Annotated in this window: 16 protein-coding genes; 8 read left to right on the top strand and 8 right to left on the bottom strand. The window is 39.7% G+C overall.

The genetic code is table 11. The features are described 5' to 3' along the window. Window positions 1–9: 9 nt before the first annotated feature. A complete protein-coding gene (pnp, locus tag AC1M87_RS06500; protein WP_180028184.1) occupies window positions 10–2,097 on the bottom strand; it encodes a polyribonucleotide nucleotidyltransferase in 2,088 nt (695 codons plus the stop codon). A 242-nt stretch (window positions 2,098–2,339) separates the two neighbouring features. Then, entirely contained in the window at window positions 2,340–2,609 is a 270-nt protein-coding gene (rpsO, locus tag AC1M87_RS06495) for a 30S ribosomal protein S15 (RefSeq protein WP_035264047.1), read from the bottom strand. A gap of 249 nt (window positions 2,610–2,858) precedes the next feature. Between rpsO and AC1M87_RS06490 the strand changes: the two genes are divergently transcribed. Further along, window positions 2,859–4,154, top strand: coding sequence for a serine hydrolase domain-containing protein (locus AC1M87_RS06490; RefSeq protein ID WP_092767411.1), 1,296 nt, complete (start codon window positions 2,859–2,861; stop codon window positions 4,152–4,154). A 64-nt stretch (window positions 4,155–4,218) separates the two neighbouring features. Here the strand turns inward: AC1M87_RS06490 and AC1M87_RS06485 are convergent, their stop codons facing one another. From AC1M87_RS06485 to AC1M87_RS06465, 5 genes are all read right to left on the bottom strand, one after another. Next, complete coding sequence (locus tag AC1M87_RS06485) at window positions 4,219–5,679, bottom strand: S8 family peptidase (protein ID WP_481593264.1); 1,461 nt, start codon at window positions 5,677–5,679, stop codon at window positions 4,219–4,221. 43 nt (window positions 5,680–5,722) lie between these two features. Beyond that, entirely contained in the window at window positions 5,723–6,010 is a 288-nt protein-coding gene (locus AC1M87_RS06480) for a hypothetical protein (protein WP_481593263.1), read from the bottom strand. Between the two features lie 607 nt (window positions 6,011–6,617). Beyond that, window positions 6,618–8,387, bottom strand: coding sequence for an exodeoxyribonuclease V subunit alpha (recD, locus tag AC1M87_RS06475; protein WP_481593262.1), 1,770 nt, complete (start codon window positions 8,385–8,387; stop codon window positions 6,618–6,620). 87 nt (window positions 8,388–8,474) lie between these two features. Further along, complete coding sequence (locus tag AC1M87_RS06470; protein WP_481593261.1) at window positions 8,475–12,194, bottom strand: UvrD-helicase domain-containing protein; 3,720 nt, start codon at window positions 12,192–12,194, stop codon at window positions 8,475–8,477. Next, window positions 12,191–15,859, bottom strand: coding sequence for an exodeoxyribonuclease V subunit gamma (locus AC1M87_RS06465; RefSeq protein WP_481593260.1), 3,669 nt, complete (start codon window positions 15,857–15,859; stop codon window positions 12,191–12,193). Before AC1M87_RS06465 ends, AC1M87_RS06470 begins: the two co-directional genes overlap by 4 nt. A 187-nt stretch (window positions 15,860–16,046) precedes the next feature. On the opposite strand from AC1M87_RS06465, the gene AC1M87_RS06460 reads away from it, so the two are divergent. Beyond that, the gene (locus AC1M87_RS06460) at window positions 16,047–16,559 is read left to right on the top strand and encodes a hypothetical protein (RefSeq protein ID WP_092767239.1); all 513 of its coding nucleotides are present in this window, start codon (window positions 16,047–16,049) and stop codon (window positions 16,557–16,559) included. 64 nt (window positions 16,560–16,623) lie between these two features. On the opposite strand, the gene pap is transcribed toward AC1M87_RS06460, so the two are convergent. Beyond that, window positions 16,624–18,078: a polyphosphate:AMP phosphotransferase gene (gene pap / locus AC1M87_RS06455; protein WP_481593259.1), complete on the bottom strand. Its 1,455-nt coding sequence runs from the start codon at window positions 18,076–18,078 to the stop codon at window positions 16,624–16,626. A gap of 195 nt (window positions 18,079–18,273) precedes the next feature. Between pap and AC1M87_RS06450 the strand changes: the two genes are divergently transcribed. From AC1M87_RS06450 to hisIE, 6 genes are all read left to right on the top strand, one after another. Next, window positions 18,274–18,984 (top strand): DUF8198 family protein, encoded by a 711-nt coding sequence (locus tag AC1M87_RS06450; RefSeq protein ID WP_481593258.1) that lies wholly within the window; start codon window positions 18,274–18,276, stop codon window positions 18,982–18,984. Window positions 18,985–19,208: 224 nt separating this feature from the next. Further along, entirely contained in the window at window positions 19,209–20,153 is a 945-nt protein-coding gene (gene ubiE, locus AC1M87_RS06445; RefSeq protein ID WP_481593257.1) for a bifunctional demethylmenaquinone methyltransferase/2-methoxy-6-polyprenyl-1,4-benzoquinol methylase UbiE, read from the top strand. 19 nt (window positions 20,154–20,172) lie between these two features. Beyond that, complete coding sequence (locus AC1M87_RS06440; protein ID WP_092767245.1) at window positions 20,173–20,829, top strand: ubiquinone biosynthesis accessory factor UbiJ; 657 nt, start codon at window positions 20,173–20,175, stop codon at window positions 20,827–20,829. 19 nt (window positions 20,830–20,848) lie between these two features. Then, window positions 20,849–22,468: an ABC1 kinase family protein gene (locus AC1M87_RS06435; RefSeq protein ID WP_481593256.1), complete on the top strand. Its 1,620-nt coding sequence runs from the start codon at window positions 20,849–20,851 to the stop codon at window positions 22,466–22,468. Window positions 22,469–22,526: 58 nt separating this feature from the next. Next, complete coding sequence (locus tag AC1M87_RS06430; protein WP_481593255.1) at window positions 22,527–23,612, top strand: patatin-like phospholipase domain-containing protein; 1,086 nt, start codon at window positions 22,527–22,529, stop codon at window positions 23,610–23,612. Between the two features lie 91 nt (window positions 23,613–23,703). Next, the gene (gene hisIE / locus AC1M87_RS06425) at window positions 23,704–24,486 is read left to right on the top strand and encodes a bifunctional phosphoribosyl-AMP cyclohydrolase/phosphoribosyl-ATP diphosphatase HisIE (protein ID WP_092767251.1); all 783 of its coding nucleotides are present in this window, start codon (window positions 23,704–23,706) and stop codon (window positions 24,484–24,486) included. The last annotated feature ends 79 nt before the right edge of the window (window positions 24,487–24,565 follow it).

The raw sequence follows: 24,565 nt of genomic DNA, 5'->3' as shown, positions 1-24,565 counted from the left end.
CTTAAATGATTAAGCTTGTTCAATGTCTTTCATTGTAAGTTTGATACGACCACGGTTATCAACATCCGCAACTTGTACCTTAACTTCTTGACCTTCAGTAAGAACGTCTGTCACATTCGCAATACGCTCGTTCGAGATTTGTGAAATGTGAAGCAAGCCATCAGTACCAGGAAGGATATTGACGAACGCACCGAATTCAACGATACGAATGACTTTACCTGTGTAAATTGTACCTGGTTCAATTTCTGCTGTAAGCGCTTGGATTTTCGCTACTGCAGCCATTGCCGCTGCTTTAGTTTCACCAAATACACGTACTGTACCGTTATCTTCGATATCGATCGCTGCTTTGGTTTCTTCAGTGATTTGACGAATAGTTGCGCCGCCTTTACCAATCACGTCACGGATCTTATCAGGATTGATGCTGATCACTTGGAATGTTGGTGCGTGCATTGAGATTTCAGGACGAGCACGTGAAATCACTTGATTCATCTCATTCAAGATATGCATACGACCTGCATACGCTTGATTCAATGCAACTTCCATGATCTCTTCAGTAATACCTTCGATCTTGATGTCCATTTGAAGTGCAGTAATACCGTTTGCAGAACCTGCTACTTTAAAGTCCATGTCGCCAAGGTGATCTTCGTCGCCTAGAATGTCTGAAAGAACTGCGAAACGTTCACCTTCTTTCACTAGACCCATTGCAATACCTGCAACTGGCGCTTTAAGTGGAACACCTGCATCCATAAGTGATAAAGAAGCACCACACACAGACGCCATTGAAGACGAACCATTCGATTCAGTGATGTCAGATACGATACGAATCACGTACGGGAAGCGATCAGCTGGTGGAAGAACTGCTTGAACACCACGGCGTGCCAAACGACCATGACCAATTTCACGACGTTTAGGACCAGATTCACGACCAGTTTCACCTACAGAGTATGCAGGGAAGTTGTAGTGAAGCATGAAGTTATCAGTTTTTGTACCCGCTAAGGTATCTACCATCAACGCATCACGTGTATTACCTAAAGTCGTCGTTACTAACGCTTGAGTTTCACCACGTGTGAACAATGCAGAACCGTGCGCACGATCTAACACACCAACTTGTACGTCGATTGCACGAACAGTTTTAGTATCACGACCATCAATACGTGGTTTACCAGACAAGATATTGTCACGAACTGTACGATATTTAAGGTCTTCAAATAATTCGTTAACTTCGTCAGCAATACCTGTTTCATCATTTTCAGGAACGAATTGCGCAATTGCTTCAGCATGAAGTGCATCAAGTGCTGCATAACGGTCTTGCTTAACCGCAATCGTGTATGCTTCAGAGATTTTCGCTTCAAATGCTTCTTTTAATTTTGCTTGAAGTTCTTCATTTTTAGTTGGTGCAGTCCAAGTAGACTCTGTTGCACCCGCTGCTGCTGCGAATTCTTTGATTGCTTGAATTGCAATTTGCATTTCATCGTGACCAAAAAGAACTGCACCCAACATTTGGTCTTCAGAGAGTTCTTTAGCTTCTGATTCAACCATAAGTACAGCAGCTTCAGTACCTGCAACAACAAGATCAAGATCAGATTGAGCAAGTTGTTCATGACTTGGGTTAAGAACGTATTCACCGTTAATTAAACCAACGCGTGCAGCACCAATTGGACCACGGAATGGTGTACCTGCAATTGCGAGTGCAGCAGAGGTACCTAACATTGCAGCAATATCAGCTTCCATAGTTTTGTCAGATGATACAACTGTTGCAGTCACTTGGATTTCGTTGTAATAACCTTCTGGGAACAACGGACGAATTGGGCGGTCGATCAAACGTGAAATTAAAGTTTCAGCTTCAGATGCACGGCCTTCACGCTTACCATAACCACCTGGGATACGACCTGCAGCATATTGTTTTTCTTGGTAGTTAACAGTCAGTGGGAAAAAGTCTTGACCTGCTTTCGCAGTTGGTTGAGCAACAACAGCAACCAATACAGTCACACCACCCATGGTAATCACAACAGTATTTGCTTGACGCGCCACACGGCCTGTTTCAAGCACAACTTGGTGCTGACCGAATTGGAATTCTTTACGAATAATATTAAACATCGACATGTTCTATTTTTTCCTGATTTTATTCTAGTGGAGACCCCTAAGGTTTGGCATTCACAACACAGGTTTTAAATGACAAAGCTTAGAAGCCGACCTCACTAGAAACACTATTTTTAAACACAAAGAAGGAGCGAAACTATTCGCCCCTTCCCCATGATCTAGTCGAAACTAGATCGCCTTTAGTTTTCAGCAATACAGCATTCAACATGCAATAATCCGAAAATAAAGTTTAAATCGAATTAACGACGTAAACCTAAAGCAGCAATCAAATCGCTGTAACGAGTAGCATCTTTACCTTTAAGGTAGTCAAGAAGCTTACGACGTTGGTTAACCATACGGATAAGACCGCGACGGCTATGGTGGTCGTGTTTGTGCTCTTTGAAGTGACCTTGTAAGTCATTGATTTGAGCAGATAAAAGAGCTACTTGAACTTCTGGTGAACCAGTGTCGTTTTCAGCGCGAGCAAATTTAGCAATGATCTCTGCGCGATCTGCGTTTGTTAAAGCCATTCGATTTCTCCGAGATGCTTATTTAAAAGTATTTGATACAAATCAACGACGCTCTTCAAAGCGGAATTGACTGCCGTGCATCACTACAGCAGCGTGCTATTTTAAAGGAACCCCCCTCAAAAAGCAAAATTATCCGCTCAATAACTTCTGGCAGAAACAATCATCAATTCATGTCGTTAAAGATACTGACTTTTGTTTTTGGGCAGGGCAAACTTGCCTGTTATAAAAACAATGAAACATGGAATGAACGTGAAATTACTCTCTACAAATACGTGCATAGCACCAAAAGACTTAACTACGATCACTCGTCATAAAGACGAAGTTGCGCCAGAACTTGGGGGAATGACGCAACAGCAAATTGATAAAATTTGGCACAGTGTTGAAGCACTTTATCGTACTGGCAATCATCCAATGATCAGTATGTGTTTACGTCGCAAGGGTCAGATATTAATTAATCGCAGTATTGGTTACACAGAACTTGGTCCAAACTATCAAACAGACCCTTCTAAAGTTGCGACACCAGAAACACCGGTCTGTATGTTTTCTGCCTCTAAAATCGTTAATGCAATGTTAGTGCATTTGTTAGATCAACAAGGGAAAATTAACTTACTTGATCCAGTGAGTCGCTATATTCCAGAGTTTGGCGTTAACGGTAAACGACGCGCCACCATATTTCATTTGTTATCACACCGTGGCGGTATTCCTAAAATTGAAACTGAGGTCACTCCAGAGCTTTTATTTGATCGTCAAGGGATCCTAGAGCATCTTTATGCAGCAAAACCGATTGCACCCGTAGGCTCGCAACTCTCTTATCATGCTGTAACTGCTGGATATATTTTAGGAGAATTGGTTGAACGTGTAACAGGACAAGATATTCGTGATTACTTGCACGAACATATTGAAAAACCAATGAATTTACCTTTCTTCAACTATGGTTTAAAACCAGAACTACGTCATTTAGTTGCAAAAAATTATCCAACTGGGATTCACCCTGTTTTGGGGACTGACCTATATCTCAATCGTGTATTAGGCGGAGGACTGCAACTGGCAGTGGATGTCACCAATGATCCCCGTTTTATGGATACCGTCTGTCCTGCAGGAAATATTTATACCAGTGCTGAACAAGCCAATCGTTTTTTTGAAATGTTACTTAATGGTGGTCGTTATCAAGATCAGCAAATTATCAATTCAGAAACGGTCTTCAGAGCAACACTCCCTACATCCAATACAACAATAGACCGTAACCTTTTAGCACCTATGCGTTATGCACTTGGTCCGATGTTAGGCAGTAATCCAATCGGTGTATTTGGCCCAAATACTGGACAAGCTTTTGGTCATCTAGGTTTCTCGAATATTTTATGTTGGGCAGACCCTCAACGGGATATCAGTGTATCGTTCTTAAATACAGGGAAATCTGTATTAGGCACACATTTAGCCGCTTTAGCAAAAGTGCTATATCAAATATCCAACCAATGCCCAAGTATTCCTAAGGAAAAAAGACGCGCTTTATTTGGAACTGATCAATCTGAAACTGAACGTGTTTAATATCAATGTAAAAAAGGCATCATTTAGATGCCTTTTTTTAAAGTTTTCATCTATTAGCTATTAATTAACCACTGCAGATTGTCACAAATAAGAAAGTACGACAGTTACGTTGTGGTGCTGGAGTTGGTGTTGGCGTAGGAGTTGGCGTCACTACAGGTGGCTCAACAACAGGGGGTTGTGGTGCTGGAGTAGATGGAGCACCATTTAACGCAGCAATTAAATTCAAACGAGGTGTTCGAATTGAGTTACGGTGATCCGTAACCAAAGTTCCCGTAGACGTCATACGTGCAACAATTTGATCCAGCGATTCATTCGGGAAAGCATTATTCGCACGTAACACAGCAACAGCACCTGCAATGTGAGGTGCAGCCATTGAAGTACCATCCATTGTATATCCGCCAGCGGTAATACGTGAACCAGGCGCCAATAAAGTTAAATTACGACTAGAGTTACTGAAACACGTTACTTTGTCGCTATAAGTTGCAATGTCAGAGCAATTGCTAAATGCAATCGAACCTACGTTAGCATCATAAACCGCCCCTACACTGACTGCACCCGCAGTACATGCTGGATAGGATATACCACTCAGATGTCTATCATTGCCAGATGCAACGACTGGTAACACACCCAAGCGTCTTAAGTTTTCAAAAGATTGTGTAAGTGCAGACGACGTACAAGTAGATGAGTTACTTCTGCCATTACCAATACTCAAGTTCACTGATTTAATATTTTTGCTTTGAGCACGATTCGCTACCCAGTTCAGGGCACCAATCATGTCATAATCGGATGCACCACCACCATTTTTAGTAGTACTGCCAGTGAATACATCGAGCATCACAATTTTTGCACCTGGTGCAACTTTAGAAGCAATTGCAGCAACGTTAGTTCCATGCCCATTAACATCTAACTGATAGTCTTCTCGAGCAATTTCAATAGTATCCGAAACTTTACAAGTAGATGATGGTACACCTGGTGCTGTACAATTACCAAAGTCTGAATGGCGGTAATTAATACCTGTATCTAAGATAGCAATTGTTGTCCCTGCACCAGTATAACCTTGCGCAGCCGCAGGTACTTGCCCAATTAAGGGTAGACTTTCAGATGCTGTCGTATAAGAAATATTATTTGGATAAACAGCTTTTACATTCGGGTCATTCAATAAGCTTACAAGCGTGTCACGCTTTTGAACGCGATGAAAACTGAATGGTAAAGCATTATAATCACGTAGTAATTGAATACCACCTAAACGCTTAAAGTTCGATTGAATCGATTGCTTCTTTTGAGCAAGATGTTCACGAAGTTGAGCGCGATTATTTTCTAAATGATTAGTGTCAATATGATATTCAACGATTAGATCATTTGAACTGTTGTTCAATAATGCCGACAGATTAATACCACCTTTCGACACTTTTTGTTTTGCCTGATTGTTCAATTTAGCGTTAGCTGCTACAGGGCTCATTTGAGCCATTGCAGTACCGACCATCAAAACACTCAAACATGCGCTTAATGATAAAGTTTTAAACATAATTGTTCTCCGTTGTTATGTTTTTAGTGCGCAGGGTAAAAAATTACACTTGATTGGCTGGATCAGTTTCTGGATCAATAGGCTTAATCGAAAAATCGCTCTTCGGATCCACTAAATCTGGAGAATCAGTAACAGGCATCTTCTCAGACTCGTTTAAATCTTCGACTTGATCTTCATTAAGGGCTATTGGCGTTTGCTGTCCACTCTCAGAAGCAGATAGAGAATCAATCTGAGTGCCTGAGGAAGTATTTTGATCTGCAGGCTTAAAACATTTATACAACCCAAACAAAACAACACTCACCAAAATGATTAAAATTATGAATTTTTTCATGGTTTTTTTGTAAAGTGATAATTTTTACGCACTTTAATAGAATCGTTAAGTCAAAACAAGTATAAAGATGCCTAAAAATTAAGATTGAGATAAACGGTTAAAAAAGGCCCTATGACAAGTCATAGGGCCTTTTTTGCGCTGTAGATTCTTATATTTTAATTATGATTCTGTTATTTATATTTTTATTGTAAGTGCTGCACACACATTTATTATTAATACGGTCCTTGTTCTTAAGGTTTTCATTTCCTTATACGACTATTTTGCCAGATTCATTATGCAACACAAGTCGCAGTTTTCTGATCTTTATGTAAGAAATTGCGTACATTATGTAATCAATTTAATCTTATATGTATATAAAAAAGCCCTGTAGTCTCTCCCAAAACTACAAGGCTTAGCGGCTGTAAGTTTCCTCTTTTATCACTTACATCATTGTAAGTTCGCAGTCTCTCGACTATAAATTATTGTAATTATGCGATATTGCTCAACTTTCCGTGTTGAACCTTTTATGCAAGCAATCATCGCAAAAAATTGTACGAAGCTCTATGCGCCAATTTCTCGAATCCTTGTAAGATATTTCCTACAAAGGTTTTCTATTTTCAACCAATCGTTAAATATTAGATATAAATAAAGTGTTTAATTTATTCAACAAACCTGTTTTTCTTATTGTTTTAACATTTATTGCCTCAAATAAAGCATCAGTATCCACCAATAAACTGACTGCTTTTTTTGCCCTCGTAATCGCGGTATACAATAATTCTTGGCTCAATAGACGTGACGCAAACTCATCTAATACAACTGCAGTGTGTTTAAATTCAGAACCTTGCGACTTATGAATGCTCAGCGCATAACAGGTTTGCATTGACTTTGGTAAACGTGATGCTGGAAACCATTGGTCAAGACTTGGAAAATATACTTCAAATTGATCAGCAAACTGGCGATGTCTGAGACATATCCCAATATCACCATTAGAAAGCCCGAGTTGATAATCGTTATATGTCATCATGACAGGGCGACCAATATACCAAAGGTCGTGTCGTGATATCCTCATATACTGAAATAGCTCCCTCTCAATTTCATCATTCAAACGATTCAATCCCAAATGTCCATGTCTCACTGCAGCTAAGATCCTATAATCATCAAATTTTTGGATAATTTCAGTCACATCCTGCTGCTGATATCCATTTCTGACATAAAGGTTGAGTGCTTTAAAGTAATCCGTAAACCCCGAACTTAATTTAAGGTAATAGGCTTTTAAATCTTGATCTGAATATGCTTTATTCAAATATTCTAGTTGAACAAGATCCTCTTGAAGCTCAGCTAAATTAATCTGTTGGATTTCAGACGCTCTACAAATCTCCTTCTCAAATTTAGCCAATACATCAACTTTCGAGCTTTGTGGTGAGCATTCATGTGATTGGATGAACCTTGCCAAATCACCGATTTTTGCACCTGCTTTGAATCTTCTACTGGTCACTAAATTGACGTGATGGTCTTTAAGCGCTTTTACTTGTTGTAAATCTGCCAATACCATCCCCACATCAACCGAGGCCAACTGCTGTGCATCCCCTAACAAGATCAAACGACATTGGTCTGGAATCGCTTCAAAAAGCATCGTCGCGAGATTGAGATCAAGCATTGAGGCTTCATCAATCACCACCACATCATAGGGTAATGGCTTTTTCAGACTGTATTTAGGTTGAGCGCTATGCCCTAAACCTAGAAGACGGTGAATCGTTAACGTATTTTGCTGCTTTAAGTGGGCAATATCCAAACCCATATTGAGCATTGCATCGTCATTTAATGAGTTTTGCAATGCTTCTTTCATTCGCTGTGCAGCTTTCCCTGTCGGTGCAGCCATTGCGATTCTTAACTGATGATTCGACTCATTTAATACAGCAATAATACGCGCTAGAGTATACGTTTTCCCTGTACCTGGACCACCCGTAATCATACTCAGCGCTTGCCTTGATACCATTTCCAGAGCTTGCTTTTGAAATGGATCGGTTAATAATTTTTCATATTTTGTGCAATCTGCAGGCACTATCGTTTGCTGCTTTAAACGATAAACTTGTTGAGCTAAACGCTGCTCTAATTGCCAATAGCGATATAAATACAAATAGTTCTGATCATAAACAAAAGGCGCGACCTGTTGCTCTGCAAGCTCTGCGCTCACGAGTAGCTTACTCAGATCTTGGATAACATTCCCTTTCAAATCAATACAACTATCGCCGATAGTAGATGCCATCAGAACTTGTTCAATGGTGTTAATGGATTGTTCATTTAAATCATCTGATGAAAGATACTGATTTAGGATATATTCAGCCCAAGTTGTTACCCATTGAGGAACATCAACTTTTTCATTCTGATTAATTTCCACACAGTTATCCTCATAGTTATCTACACATTTATCATCAATATTATCCACAAGATAAATTAATGATTAATAATAAATTCATTTAAATATTCATGCTATTTTGCTGTTTTTATCCTCAGCAAAATAGCCCAATATTGCATCTAATCTTAGAATAAATTCTGAACTAGGACGCCAATAATTAAATCCATATTGGTCAGTGCCATTCATCCCACGTAAATATAAATAACTGGCACCACCAAGATCTCGATCGATGTTGTAGTCATCAATATGAATACTTAAATAGCGATGTAATGCCACCAAATATAGGGCTGCTTGTAGCCAATAACTTGCATGCGTCATGCTCAGCTGAATAGCTTGAGCTGAATAGTCTTCCACATGATTTCCGAGATAATTACTCTTATAGTCGGCAATGTGATAGCGCATCCCATCATAATAAACCAAGTCAATTGAACCATTGAGGTAACGTGCTGAATTTGCAGCATTGAATTCGGGCATATTAAACCCAAACTCTAAAAATAATTGCTGAATACGCTGAATACCAAATATTCGGTCTGCTAAAGCCAAATAGAATGGAAGTTCAGCCAAATGTGCTTCAGGTACTAATTGTTTGAGTCGAAATTCAGGTTGAATAGGTGTCTCTAAAACCTCTGCTAACCATTCAGCCATCATTTCTAAAAGATGTTGCTCGGCATCATGATGTTGAGGAAAATCTGATTGAAATTTAGCGAATAATAGCTCCCATAAACCTGAATAGGCATTTTTAAAACGGCGGCGAATTTCTAATGTCCAATCTCGGCGATCTTGAAAATCGATATGTTCAAAAATTTCATGTAGGAAATTTCCAGCTATTGTTCCCATCGGAAAATGAGCACGAATCCAACTCAAAGGTTGTTGATGATCCAAATCCTCAAATTGATATGGAGTCACGAGCGTCACAGTATTGACCTCATCACTCGCATGATGTTCGATCATATCTTGAGCCGCCATACGATCTTTAATTTGTTGATGACTCAAATGTTGTGCGAGATAACTAAAACTGGTTTTGGCTCTAGGATAAAAATGGACTTGAGGATATTTCTGCGCAATCATTTGAACAGTATGATGTTCTTTTTTTGCGATTATTTTCTCAGGGCATTTCTCTAAACATGGCTCATCTAAACTGAAAGCATGCTGAAATTGGTTCGCACCATGACCACGCCAATACGCCAAACCATAAATAGATTGCCCTTTTTGATCACTCATCATTGCATAAACGCGGTGTTGTGCTCGAGTTAAGGCCACATACCATAATCGTCGATGCTCTGCCAAAGCACGTTGGTCATGTTGCTCAACCTCTAATGGTTCCAATAATTCTTCACGCTTTAACGCCACGACACGTTGTGCGACGGACTTTCCAGTTACATGATCCTGCACTTCACGAATTGAAAAGTTAAGTTCGCTTCGATCTGACAGTTTACGATCTGCGCCAAGCAAGAATACAATCTTAAACTCCAATCCTTTAGATTGGTGAATAGTTAAAAGTTGAACGCCTGCTTGATTACTCAATTGTCTTTCAATTTCCCACTCTCTTTCCATCGGATTTGAAAGCTGTCGCATATACCAATGATAAAGGGTATGCATACCTCTTAACTCATCACTGTTTTGGCTCAACAACTCTGAAATGTGTCGCAGATTGACCACTTCGCGTTCATTGTCATAGCTGAATTGCTCAACCAAGTTTGTCCAAACTTTGAATTCTGTGAGGAAACTTTGCCATGCTGTTAAAAAGCCTTGGCCCATCCACATTTCACGAATTTCTTCAAATTTCGTGATAAATAAACTTAAGCCATCTGCTTGAATTTGAAGTTGCAAAAAGCGATGTAAATTAAAACCCATCAATCGTGTAAGTAAAGCTCTCTTTAATTTAGCTTCATCAAATGGATTCATGATCGCTGCCAAAATTGCACCAACATCTCGAGCAATTCCACTTTTGAAGACACTTTTTCGTGAAGGTCGATTCACAGGAATGCCTAACATCAATAAGTGATGATGAACTTTTTCTAAATCAGGATTGTTACGAGACAAAACCGCAATATCATCTGCCTGAAGTTCAATACGTTGCCCCTGCTTTTTGAAATATAGCTGACTTTGGGCAGCCTGATTGAGCAAATCCCGTATCTTCCAAGCAACCTGCTCTAACTCGTGTTCCTTATCATTTACTTGAACCCAACGAAGCGGAGCATAATTTTCTAAACCGGATTGGATCAATAATGGATGCGATCGAGTACCTGCTGTAACAGGCGTATATTCAACTTGTTCACCAAAATCCATTTGTTGTTGAAACAAAGCATCGACGACTTCGACCAATGGTTTCACTGAGCGATGATTATGCACAAGTTGGTAAAAACGCCCTGCTTTAGTTTCAACATCTTGATATGCTTTTAGGAACGTGAGCATGTCTCCACCGCGGAAACCGTAGATCGCTTGCTTACGGTCTCCCACCATAATCATACAACCCTGCTTCACACGACTTGGATGTCTCCAAATCTGCGCCAACATATCATCTTGATCTTGGTTGGTATCCTGAAACTCATCCACTAAAATAAGTGGGTAACGCGCGTGAACGTACTTTGCAAACTCCTGACCTTGCGCTCCCTGCAGTGCTTCGGCCAAAGTTCGAATTTGCTGTGAAAATGTGGTTTCTGATTTTTGCTGTAACAACTCTGGCAAACGTTGTTTTACTTGTTGTGCTAAATAATATTGTAAATAACTCTCCAAATGCTCGAGTTGTTGATTGAGCTTGTCAAACTGTTTAAAAAACTCAGCAAGTTCAACAATAATAGGATGTTGCTCAAATGCCGCCAAAACATCGACGGGACATTTATTGAGAACTTTTTTTCTTAATTCATTCAACTGAGTAAGATGAGTGCTGAGATGCGACGCAAAAATGACTTCAATGCCTTGGGATTTAACTTGATCAAGGAATTCAGGCAACAACTGCGTGAGTGTAATTTTTAATTTATCTTGATCGCGCCACTTCTTTGCGACTACAGCATAATACTGCCCTTCAGTATCATAAAAGTCTGTTAATGAATCTAGCGTTTCAAGCTCGATCTGTATGAAGCGCTCTGCATGAGTTCTGAAAGCGTCTACATCTATGGTCGGCGCTGGCACTGCTTTGAAATAAGCAGAGGAAAAATTCAAACTCGTTTCAATTAAATCGATATAAGCATCTTGTGACTTAATTTTTTTCTTAAGCAGCAAATAATCTACAGTTGATTGAGGCTGCTGTTGAATCCATGCCCGTAATTCATCATGAATTAACTGAACCGTATATTGTTTTGCATCATTGGTGATTTGCATTCGTTCAATTTTACCGCTCTCAAATGCAAATTCACGAAGAAGCTTTTGGCTAAAGCTATCCAAGGTCCCAACAAAGAGCTCTTCAAGCTGATCTATTACCAGTTTTAAACGTGCACACGCATATGCAATCAAGCCAGAAAATTGATTTAAAATCACTTGATATAAAATATCTGATTCTAATTTTGCACGCGCTTGAACTTGATCTTGAGTTAACTCACGACATGACTCTAAAAGTCCGAGTACCTCGATTAAACGTGCACGAATTCGACTTTTCAATTCAGCCGCTGCTTTGCGTGTAAATGTCGTCGCAATAATCTGCTTTGGTAAATATTCTTCTAATAGAATTCTGACCATGAGGCTGGAGAGCGTATACGTTTTTCCAGTCCCCGCAGAAGCCTCAATCCAATGCAATCCAGTGAAATGCATATCCACAATTGGCTGATACGAGACTGTAGGCTTTTGACTCATATTTCAGCCTCCGATTGATACATATATATCGGCTGATATAAGACATAAGCAAACTGACCACACGCTTGTTTTAATAGGTACTCAGCATCTAAATCCTGTAAAATATACTGCCAATCTCGGTGCAAATGACTTTCTTCACTGTCATTTAAACTATAACTCAGAAAGGCATCGCTTTTATTCCATTCATTTAATAGCTTATCGAAGTTATTTAACTGCTGATGACCCTCTTCATCAGTGACCCATTCTAATGCTTTTCCATCTACTGCAAGTTTCATCAGCAATGCTGCAGGTAAAACGAGAGGCTCTATCTGAGCTTGTTTATATGCCTGAATCCATTGGGAAAGCATATCCTGAGCTTGTTTCGTCGTCAGGCCAGTACACATGATGGTTTTATCGCTAAAGATTTGGATGCGCTGCATTTCAGTTGCAAGGTGATCTGGTAAGTCTCGATAACTTAACCAAAGTAAGTATTCTAACCATACATGTGCTCGTCGTTGTGCGCGTGCACTGGATGTTGAAACACTCACCCAGCTCATCTCATTCCCTTGAGGAACGGTCACTTGAAGCTGTATATCATCTATTGCTATGACGCGCTGAGTGATTTTGGTCGGCTCATCAATATAGTACATTTGCCTTTTTAATAACTGTTGATGTTCTAACAGACTCATTTTCAAACTGACTTCTTGTAATTTGCCGACAGGAAGCTGGTCACTGAGTAATTCAGTCTGAAGCTTCGAAACATTTGGCTGCTGTTGTAAAAAGTCACGAATAGAGTATCGCGCCAATCCATCTAATAACAACGGCTCATTCACCTCAGGTAAATCCTGATCCTTTAAATTAGATACGCCTAAGGTTTTTAAATAAAGACGCGCAGGAAAACAAATATCTTTGATCCATTGTTCAGCATCCAAGACCATGATGTCCTGATTCAATTCAAGCGTGGTATTAATCCAAGCCTCTCTATGACCACGTTGATCCTGATGATTGAGGTTAGAAGCCACGGCATACCATTCATCTTCATAGCGCTGATGCTGTTGCTGAAAACCATCAGGATCAAAGGGTTGCAAAGGATGTACCGTGTAGAGTGTGCTCAAATTCTGATGAACTTGAATGCCATCAATATCAATGAGAGGATTCGAGGAAGATTGATCTGATGTTTTTATGATCCACGCGAGATGTTGGAGTAATTCCTGAACACTACTCGATGGATCTCGTACTTCACCATCGGCTACATCAAAACCATTATAGAATAGCCAGAGATTATCTTTGGCCAATAACAAAGCGTCTAAAAAAGCACCTTGATCATCGTCTAAACGTGATCGATCACCGATCATGGGCTTGAGTAAATCCATTAAATCAAAAGGTAAATGACTCTCACGATTTGGGAACTTCCCCCCATCTAAATTCATCATGACGATTAACTTATACGGTATTGGCCGAATCAAACCAATTTGACTAAATGTAATTTGTCCAGTTGGCAATGCATAATCAAGTTGCGATTCAAGGGTGCTTTGGATTTCAGTCAGAATATAGCTCAAAGGCAAACGTATGTTTTTAAGAATGGCTTGATCATGTTCTTCATAGAAATTTGCCAGCGTTAGCATTCTTATTTGCTTTTGAATAATCTCTTTAATCATCTCTAACGAGCTTACACCAGCGCTTTCAAACTCATTAACTTCTAAAATTAAACGATTGAGCCAAAATTCAACATGCTCTGACGTCTCTTGTTCACTTTCGATTTCAATCGTCGTGAGCCAATCTCGACGCTCTGTAAAGTGCTTATATATTTCAATGAGCGTGGCGATTAAGTGAAAATCACCCGAGCCCACTAGATGAGAACTTAAGGTCTCCTGAAACATCGCATGAACTGGAACAGCCACACCCAGCGCCAAACGATCTAAGGCATACTTAAAACTAAACCGATAGTCTTGATCATACTCCGCCAATGTTTTTTGCAGATGTTGTTTATCCAAACCTCGTCGAAATCCCGCTTGTCTTAACAAAAATAAGATGCGCTCAGTACCATTAATGTCTAAGCAATATCTCACTTGGGTCGCTGCTAAGTTCAACCAATCAGCAAAATCATCAATGGTAAATCGACTTTGTATCAGTTCAATTCGCCCTAACACTGAACGCCATGCCAATACTGTATCTAACTGCGTGATACCAGCTAGCTTTACTGGCAGATAAACACCTGTTGCAGTATTTTTTTGCGGAAACACACTCCGTATCAAAGGCTCAATTTGTTTCAGATCAGGCGCAAGAACTAAAATATCACTCGGACGGCGTGGTGCTTCTGCTGTTGACTGAGCAAGCCATCGGGTCAATTGATCTTTTAAGACTTCAAGCTGTCGTACAGTGGAATGACAAACATGAATGTGGATTGAATCGTCTGCTGGATCTAATACATAACTTTGAGCTTGAGGTTCAACCAAATGTAAAATATCTGATTGCAATTGGCTCAGTAAATGCTGCGGTGCTTCATCCACAAAAGCATCTATCCATTGCCCCTCATCACCAGAGGAAAGGTTAGACAACAGAGAAAAGTGATCACGTGCCTGCTTGCCCATTCGTGTTAATAAGGGATGTCTGGACTCACGTGCCAGCCCATTAAAGCTCAGACTAAAATTCTCAAAAAACTGCTCAATTTCATTATCAGCTGGTTTTCTTTGATGCTTTTGCTGAAACTTTTCGATATATCGCTCTTTAAGCTTTAAGTCATATTGTTTTTTCCAATTCGGATCGACACTATCCGCCCAATATTCTTGTGAGGGATTGTAATGCAAAATCAACACATCAATGTACTGACCCAAACGGCGCAAAAACTGTAATTGACTTGGTGGTAAATCCAAGAGTGTAAAAACGATCAGTTGCTGTGGTAGTTTTTTGAGGGCTATTTTCTGTTGCTGTTCATCACGAAGTACAGCCCAAAAATCATGATCAATACTTTGCATTTCAACAAAGTCTTCATGAAAAATATTGAGCCATAACCAACGTTGCCAAGCCTCTAATTGTTGTGCCTGCGAAAATTTAAAACTGGAAGCTTGATCGTTTAAATATTGTAATTGTTGTTCAATATTGAGTGCTTCATTACGCCCCCATACCTGAATCCAATTTTCAGGACAACGACAATCATATTCACATGCTCGGCGACAATCTGCTCGATAAATCATGTAATTGCTGAACAATTTTGACACTTGATCAGACACCCAATACAACATGCTCATTTTTTTTCGATATTGTTCATTTGACTGTTCAATACGTGCTGCGCTGTCATAGATACGTGTGATTAATGGGAATAAAGGATGTTCAACCTCAAGCTGATTATGCGCACGCTGTATAAAAGGTTTGAGTGCTTGGAAAATACGCCACTTCATAATCAGACGTGGAATATTCGCTTTACGTACTTTATCTTTGTCACTCAAAATTTGCTGGTAGGCATACCATTGAAAGCCACGAATACGTTGATGGAAAAATGTATTTGCACTGATGCCTTGGTGCTCAGATAACCGTTGGGTTAACCACTCTTGCATTGCCGCAGAAGGCACCACAAAATGTTGTTGCTGTAGGACTGCAAATGGGTTGTTCGTGGGACGCTTTTGAGTCGTGATGATGCCTTGTACCAAAACTTCAATGCGCTGACTTTGAATTACATGAATTCCCATAAGGTCCCTTTCACCATACAACGAACACGTTATGAAGTTGTGTGAACAAAATCATAAACATAAATTACTATACATCTTAATCTGACTATGTCACTTTTACTTTATGACTTTAATAAAACTTTCATCTCGCGCTATGTTCATCATGTGATGGATCGAGAACCATAGACTTTGATTAGGTGATAAATAAATGAAAATTGATAAAATTCCAGAAACAATCGACCCAAATTTAAATTTAGAACAAATTCGAGATGAATGTCTTGATCTCGTCAAAAAACGCTCTTATGTTTCAGCAGGTGTTGCTGTCATTCCTGTGCCCTTTTTAGATGTTGTGATTGACGTAGGTATGTTGTCAATTTTAATTCCAGAAATTAATGCTCGCTTTGGCTTAGCTCCTGAACAAATCAGCGTTTTTGATCCTCAAACCAAAAAAATCCATTGGAACGAACTACGCAAACGCGGTTTCGAGTTTTCTGGTCTAGTCGTGGCTCGTACTGCCGCTAAAGCTTCGCTGAACAATATGGCAGCCAAAGTGTTGACCAAGCAAGTAACTAAGTTTATTCCATTGGGCGGTTCAATTATTGCAGCTAGCTTGGGTTATATTGTCATGAAAAAAGTGGCTGAGGCTCATGTTGAAGAAAGCTATAAACTTGCCAAAAGCATTCAACAAAAACAACAAGCAAATGTTGTGAAATACGCTTAACACATAAAACCTTAGACGTATAAATAAAGCCCTTACAGGGCTTTATTTATACCTCTCACCAGTTCTAGGCGTCTACTTTTAATTGTTTCAAAATTGCCTTCAAAATCTCAAGGCGTGCAGTATATTTATCATTGGTAGCAATGATATACCACGGCGCATCTTCGGTATTTGTTCGGTGGAGCATGTCTGCTGCAGCCAATAAATAATCATCCCAACGTTTGCGATTACGCCAATCTTCAGCCGTAATTTTAAAACGCTTATGCGGTGTTTCCTCTCGTGCTTTGAAACGATTGGCTTGCTCTTCTTGACTGATGGCCAACCAAAACTTAATAACGACTGTTTGCGTATCTACTAGATCTTTTTCAAAGCGATTAATCTCATCATATGCACGTTTCCACGCTACATCCGTTGCAAAACCTTCAACTCTTTCCACCAATACACGACCGTACCAAGAGCGATCGAAAATCGAGATTTTTTCATCTTCAAGCAGTTTATTCCAAAAACGCCAGAGATAAGGCCGGGCCAATTCATACTTTTCGGGCGCAGAAATGTTATAAATCCCATATTCTCTTGGATCGAGCTTTTTCACAATACGCTTGATCGCACCACCTTTACCTGCGGCATCCATCCCCTCAAAAACGATCACCGTTTTTTGTCCTTCTGCGCGTAATGCTTGAGCGACCTTCTTGGTCAGTTTCTTGAGTTCAGCCTTATACTGATCTTTTTCAAGTGCTGCTTCATTGGGGGACGTTAAAATTTCTGGGATATCCGCTTGATGCCATTTTTGGCGCATTTTTTGAGGATGATTTGGCAAATCTTTCAGTCGCGCTAATACAACTTCTGCGAATTGCTGATCACGACATACTTCATCTTCACAATCGATAATGACCCAGTCTTGGGTAAATTTTTGACGCAATCGTTGTACATTTTCATATTGTTTTTTATTGCGCCAATCCAGCCCATGCAATTTATGCCAACGCTGCTCCGAAGGTTCAATTTTATCTAAACGCTTCTGTAATGATTTCCACGATAAATCAAACCAAACTTTCACGACATCAACATGATTATTTTTTAAATCCTGCTCAAAACTTTGCATTTGCTGCAAATAATTTTCGAACATGGTTTCATCAAATGGTTTCGAAACATGTAAGGATGTGGCTAAGAGATCACTATACCAATTCCCAAACATGACGATCATTTGCCCTTCAGCAGGAATATAACGTGCATAAGGTTGCCAATATGGGATATTTGGCTGAATAAGATGAGGAGGGTCAGCTTTGACTTTCAAATATCGTGGATCAACCCATTCTCTTAATTGCTTAACCGATTCTCCTTTACCTGCTAACTCAATGCCACTTACCAGCACCACTAAGCTTTTGGCATTTTTCTTACCGCGTGTATCTTTGAGTGCATATTGTGCTTCAATTAAGTCCAAATTGATCTGATCTGCATCAAACGTTTTGTTCTTATCTTCGGGTTGATCAGTATTTTTATCAGATTGTTGTTTTGGTTCAGACATAGCCCACTCAAAATTATTGTATTTTCGACAGTATACTCAAGGAACAGTATCAACTTAAATCTTCAGGTACAATTTATTGCAATTGTCTTTTCATCCATGACTGACCTGAAAGGTTTTATTTTAGATTTCAACAGTCATAGTCGAGCGCAATCCAACCTATTATGCTTTTTTCAGTCCTTTTAATTGAGCTAGAACATGTCCAAACTTGCTGCATTAGATCAACTTTTAGAACAATACAAACAACTCAATTATCATCAGGATCCGGCACTTAAACAAAGGTTAAATGATGCTCAAAATTGGCTAAAACAGCGCATACTTCACACACATGCTGAGTTATTCGCTGAAGACAAAAATAAGCCGATGGCTCAATATTTTATTAACCGTCTTTATGGTGGCCCAGAATTTGATGACCTAGCATTGCAAATCGAACGTTTACTAAAATACGCACACAAAGCTGAAAAAATCATTCCAGAAAATGCCATTAAAACTGGGTTAAAATCTGTAGGACTAGCAGTCTTGGCGATGCAATTGGATGAACAAGTTGCACAGTATTTACTCCAACATTATCCAAAAGACCAACCAATTACTGATGAAATGATGCGTGAAACTTTAGTGGCTTTAGATCAAGAGCAAGCGCGCCATGAACAACTCAATCTGTTGGATGAGCTCGGTCTGAGTCTGGACAAATACATGCGTTCATTCATCATGCACACAGCGTTTAAAATGTGTAAAGGTGCAGCAAGCAAATATAATTTTGAGCTGATGTATGACTTTATTGGTGAAGGCTTTGTCGCTATGAAACCAATGAAATCGGCTGCGACCTTCATTCGGAATTTTACTGAAAAAGAGCAAATCATTGTAAATAATGTACACTCAGGGAAAGAAAATCCCTTCCAAATCGCTTAATTAAAATTCATCAGCCAAGATTCTGATCAGCCGAAAAAGCGTAAAAGCGTCTGGTCAGAATATCGAAAATAAAAGAACATCTTCTCATTTCATGGATGAAACTTCGCTTTAATTCTGTATATTATTCATATCAATTGCATAATCTAGACTGAAAAAAACTGAAGAATCTGTCATTATGCAGTTTAATTCAGATTTAATATTATTTGTGTTCAGGAGTGACTCGAATGTCTAATGAAAATCAACAGCCTCATGCTCGGGTTGAGCCGGCAAATAATAAAGACAACGTGAGTCCTTTTTTAACAGATCCATTACCAACTGGCGCACCTCAAGGCCAGCAACAATCGCTACAAGAGCAACTGACAGATACGCCAGTACATTCTTCAGTACCGAAATATAATTTGCCACGTGGTGCGAATACTGGAAACGTTGGACCAACGACACACTTCGGTTATAAAACCGTAAATTCTGAAGAGAAAGCGCAAAAAGTCGCTGAAGTTTTCCATTCAGTTGCCGCGAAATACGACATCATGAATGACTTAATGTCATTTGGTATTCATCGTTTGTGGAAACGTTTTGCCATTAATATGTCTGGCGTTCGCCGTGGGCAACGCGTTTTAGATATCGCTGGTGGTACTGGTGATTTAGCGAAAGTATTTAGCCGTGAAGTTGGTCCTACTGGGCATGTTGTATTATCTGATATTAATGAATCCATGCTGAATGTAGGTCGCGACCGTCTGATCGACGCGGGTTGTACCAACGTTGATTTTGTACTGGCGAATGCTGAAACCCTCGAGCCTTTCGAAGATAACAGTTTTGATTTACTCACCATCAGTTTTGGTCTGCGCAATGTAACAGACAAAGATGCAGCGCTTGCAGCAATGTATCGTGTACTTAAACCAGGTGGTCGCTTACTTGTATTAGAGTTTTCAAAACCAGTCTTTGAGCCTTTCTCAAAACTCTATGATTTGTACTCATTCACTGCTTTACCAATCATGGGTAAAATTGTGGCAAATGATGCTGAAAGCTATAAATATCTTGCTGAATCAATTCGTATGCACCCAGACCAACGCACATTGAAAAGCATGATGGAAAATGCGGGCTTCCAAAACTGCGATTATCACAATTTAACAGGTGGTATTGTTGCAGTTCACCGTGGTTTTAAACTCTAACCGCAGGTAGCACTTCGTCATGTGGTCAATCTTAGCACTGGGTGCAGTTGAAAAAACCATACATCATTGGATTAATTTGGATGCGATTACTCGTATCCAATTTAACCAATTACAAGGGAAAATGCTTCGTGTTGTGATTGATACACCACAACTTTCTGTTGATGTGTTTTTTGATGAAAATAAAATTCGTTTAGAACCAACAATAACAGGTCATAGCACTCAACCCTCTATTTTCGAACAGCGGCCTTGGGAGCAAGCTCACACGATTACTGAAGCAGATTCCACATTGCATGTTAATAATGTGGTCGACCTGTGCAAACTATTTCTAGCAGATGACATTGGCAATATTCCCGTTCAAGGTGACTATCGCCTTCTGCAAGACATTCAAAAAATTATACAAAATGCTGAGCCAGATCTCGCTTCACAGTTGAGTGATTGGATCGGACCTAATCTTGCAAGTCAAATCGGCAAGGTTCAATTAGCACCACAACATTTAATTAAGTCACTTCAATCTCATCTTTTTTTTGCGGAAGACTTTTTAAAAGAAGATACCGGACTATTCGCACCACGTTGGCAAATGGACGATCTTCTCCATGGAACTCGCCAGCTTAATCAAGATATTGATCGACTAGAAGCAAAAATTCAGCTTTTAAAATCAAAATTTAACCCTTCGTAGATTTCAGGTAATTGCATATATGATTCCGCACATTAGACGTTTAATCGAACTTTGGCGTATAGCTGCGCACTATAGACTCGACACGTTGGTTCCTGCGGAAGATATTCCTGCAAAGGTTCGCCCCCTGCTGAATCTTATACGTTTGCATCCTGCTGCACTTTCTAGTCGAGAACGTAAAAATCCTTTAAAGCTTAAAGAAGCTTTAGAAGAAATGGGGCCACTCGCAATTAAATTAGGGCAGCTCCTCTCTACGCGTCGCGATCTAATTCCACCAGAAATATTACAACAATTGGTGTTATTACAAGATCGTGTTAAACCTTTCGATTTTGGAGTGGCTAAGCAAAGAATTCAAGATTCGCTTAAAGCAGATGTTTCCACATTATTTACGCGCTTCGATGATAAGCCGCTAGCTGCTGCTTCAATTGCTCAAGTACATACCGCTGCTCTTCACGATGGTCGTGAAGTTGTCGTGAAAGTAACTCGCCCGAATATACGTGCTCAAATTATTCAAGATTTTGAAATTTTAGAATGGCTTGGTCACTATTTAGAAAAAAGGCTAGAAGCTGCCCGTGCTTTACATCTATCAGAAATTATTCAAGATTATCGTCAAATCATTTTAAATGAACTCGACTTGACTCTTGAAGCCGAAAATACACGACGTATGCGCCATTATTTTACTGGCTCAAGTATGATGTATGTGCCTGAAGTGTATATGGATAGTCCGGATGTAATGGTGGCAGAGCGTATCACTGGTGTGCCTATCTCAGATACTGCGACCTTTGATCGTTTAGGAATGAATCGTGCCGACTTAGCAGAAAAAGGCTTAACAATCTTCTTTACTCAAGTGTTTCGCGATAATTTTTTCCATGCAGATATGCATCCGGGTAATGTTTTCGTAGAAACGATTAATCCGCAAAATCCAAGATTTATTGCGCTCGATTGCGCCATCATGGGCGAGCTTTCCAAGCACGATCAAATGACGATAGCACGTATGTTGCTAGCAGTCATGAACAGTGATTTCATGCAATTGATTCAGATTGTGCATCAAGCAGGTTGGATTCCACCAGGCACGGATCAAGATGCTTTAGCACGTGAAATGCGTCGTACAGTAGGACCTATGGTTTCGAAACCGATGCATGAGTTAGATTTCGCAGGCATATTGATCCAAGTGATGGACATCGCTCGACGTTTTCATCTAGAAATTCCACCACAACTGATGTTATTGCTTAAAACCTTAGTACATGTTGAAGGCTTAGGTACAGACCTTTATCCTGAATTAGATATTTGGAAGTTAGCAAAGCCAATTCTAACGGATTGGGTTAAAGCCCAAATGAATCCTCAAAAAAATATTAAAGAATTAGGACAAAAAATTCCCGACTTATTATTAGGTGCTCAGGATTTACCAACTTTACTGATTGACAGTCTTAACGGTTTAAAAAATCAGTCAGCATGGCATGCTAAACAATTGAATGAACTTCAAACGCTGCGCTTGCAAATGGAACATCAGCAAAAGCGTAGTTGGATTTTCGGAAGTGTAATCGCAATTTTGCTCTCAATCGCTGTGATTGCACCATGGTTCATCTCCATGATTTTAATTGTGTTAGCATCCTTCATTGCTATGTGGCGTATGGTGAAATAAGTTCACTATCTCATGTCAAAACTTACTACTTCAATAGGTTTTAGTCGCTGAATTGCTTATGACACATATCCTCAAGACCACTCAACCTTGCTTGAATATTCATGTAGGTTATAAAGCAAAACAGATCATTCAAGAACAAGGTCTACAAGCCAGTGCGGTTGATTTTGTTCCTGGAGCAGCAGGTGGTCCCAAAGGTATTGGAATTCAAGGATTGGACCAAGCTGTTTTTGGTGAGTTCTTTGCTCAAGCACCGAAAAAGCGAACTTTAATAGGCTCATCCATTGGGAGTTGGCGTTTTGCAAGTATTGCAGCGCATGGTGCACAAGCAGGCACATCCAAATTAGCAGACTTATATACCCATCTTGAATTTCGACCTAAGATGAATATTATTGAAGTTGGAGACGTCTGTCGCGGCATGCTTAAAGCCCTCCTTCAAGGTAAAACTAATCCAATTATTGATCATCCCGACTACCATCTGGCTATTTTGGCAGTAAAGTCATCGAAAAAATTTCAAAGCGATCATCCTCTTATGCTTGCCCGCGCAGTCGCTGGCATTATAGGTCTCAATACTTTTTCGAGAGCTAAAATTGGGCACTTCATGCAACGTACAATTGCTCAACCACACAACGCTTCACGACTTTCACTCATCAAAAATGAATTCGAACACCTTGATTATGCGTTGACTGAAAAAAATTTAGAAGATTGGTTAATGGCATCTGCATCCATTCCATTTGTGATGCCGGCGGTCAGAAATATCGAAGGTGCAGATGTCGCTGCTTATCGTGATGGCGGGCTAATCGATTATCATATTGATCTACCTTTACCGAGTAATGGGATTGTCCTCTACCCTCATTTTACAGATCAAATAACACCAGGTTGGTTCGATAAGTTCCTCAAAAAACGTAGATCTAATGCTGAATATCAAGCACGAACCGTATTGATTTCACCCTCTGAGTCTTATTTAAGATCACTTCCTTTAGGACGTCTTCCTGATCGCAAAGATTTCACACTGAAAGGGCTTGATCAAAAAAAACGAATCGAGCTTTGGAAACAGTCTGTAGCTGAAAGTCAACGATTAGGGGATGCATTCCTAGAAATGATCCATAAGCAAAACTTTGAAGAATACATGCAAGATCTTAAATAAATTAATTTCTACTCTCCCCTACAAAGATTTATTCGCTTAAACTAATGACCTACAATTTTGTAGTGTCTCATTTAATTCTGGTGAAATCCTTATGAACAATACGCAATGGCTCGATGAAGTAAAATTTAACGAACAAGGTTTAATCCCTGCCATTGCTCAGCATCATCAAACAGGTCGAGTGTTGATGGTGGCTTGGATGAATCGTGAGTCTTTGGCACTTACAGCAGAAAAAAATCAAGCTGTTTACTACTCTCGTTCACGCAGCAAATTGTGGCATAAAGGCGAAGAATCAGGTCACTTCCAAACTGTCCATGAAATTCGTTTAGATTGTGATGCTGATGTGATCGTTCTTCAAATTGAGCAACATGGTGGCATTGCTTGCCATACAGGACGTGAATCATGTTTTTATCGCCGCTTAACATCAAACGGTTGGGAAATTGTAGACGCTCAATTGAAAGATCCGAACCAAATTTATGGCGAAAAGTCTGAGAATGCACATAGTAAAGTAATGAATGCATCAACAGCTCAAGCTGAGCAAGTCGATGTATTACATTATCTTGGTCAAATGATGGCAGAACGTAAATCTGCAGATCCTGACTCTTCTTATGTGGCAAAGCTTTATCATAAAGGTCTCAATAAAATACTAGAAAAAATTGGTGAAGAAAGTTTTGAAACGGTAATTGCTGCTAAAGATTTCAAACAAGAAGCGACGCTGGATCACCAAAATGATTTAATTTATGAAGTTGCTGATGTTTGGTTCCATACCATAGTGATGCTGGGTTACTTCGATCTTGATATTCAACTCGTTTTAAATGAGCTTGCACGACGTCAGGGTCTGTCAGGACTTGTTGAAAAAGCGAATCGCACGCATTAATTTACTCTTATAAAGCCATGTTCAAACATGGCTTTTTTATTTAATTCGGCTTTTTAAGTCGCCGAAGACTCCCCATCCA

It is taken from the genome of Acinetobacter sp. 24-47-62, assembly GCF_056779765.1.
This window is presented reverse-complemented; position numbering and strand designations above follow the sequence as displayed.

Coding starts and splice junctions, on each gene's coding strand:
- AC1M87_RS06465 (WP_481593260.1), bottom strand. CDS start 15,859: ATGGGAATTCATGTAATTCAAAGTCAGCGCATTGAAGTTTTGGTACAA.
- AC1M87_RS06450 (WP_481593258.1), top strand. CDS start 18,274: ATGTCCAAACTTGCTGCATTAGATCAACTTTTAGAACAATACAAACAA.
- AC1M87_RS06485 (WP_481593264.1), bottom strand. CDS start 5,679: ATGTTTAAAACTTTATCATTAAGCGCATGTTTGAGTGTTTTGATGGTC.
- AC1M87_RS06470 (WP_481593261.1), bottom strand. CDS start 12,194: ATGAGTCAAAAGCCTACAGTCTCGTATCAGCCAATTGTGGATATGCAT.
- AC1M87_RS06440 (WP_092767245.1), top strand. CDS start 20,173: ATGTGGTCAATCTTAGCACTGGGTGCAGTTGAAAAAACCATACATCAT.
- hisIE (WP_092767251.1), top strand. CDS start 23,704: ATGAACAATACGCAATGGCTCGATGAAGTAAAATTTAACGAACAAGGT.
- AC1M87_RS06480 (WP_481593263.1), bottom strand. CDS start 6,010: ATGAAAAAATTCATAATTTTAATCATTTTGGTGAGTGTTGTTTTGTTT.
- AC1M87_RS06430 (WP_481593255.1), top strand. CDS start 22,527: ATGACACATATCCTCAAGACCACTCAACCTTGCTTGAATATTCATGTA.
- pap (WP_481593259.1), bottom strand. CDS start 18,078: ATGTCTGAACCAAAACAACAATCTGATAAAAATACTGATCAACCCGAA.
- ubiE (WP_481593257.1), top strand. CDS start 19,209: ATGTCTAATGAAAATCAACAGCCTCATGCTCGGGTTGAGCCGGCAAAT.
- pnp (WP_180028184.1), bottom strand. CDS start 2,097: ATGTTTAATATTATTCGTAAAGAATTCCAATTCGGTCAGCACCAAGTT.
- AC1M87_RS06460 (WP_092767239.1), top strand. CDS start 16,047: ATGAAAATTGATAAAATTCCAGAAACAATCGACCCAAATTTAAATTTA.
- rpsO (WP_035264047.1), bottom strand. CDS start 2,609: ATGGCTTTAACAAACGCAGATCGCGCAGAGATCATTGCTAAATTTGCT.
- AC1M87_RS06435 (WP_481593256.1), top strand. CDS start 20,849: ATGATTCCGCACATTAGACGTTTAATCGAACTTTGGCGTATAGCTGCG.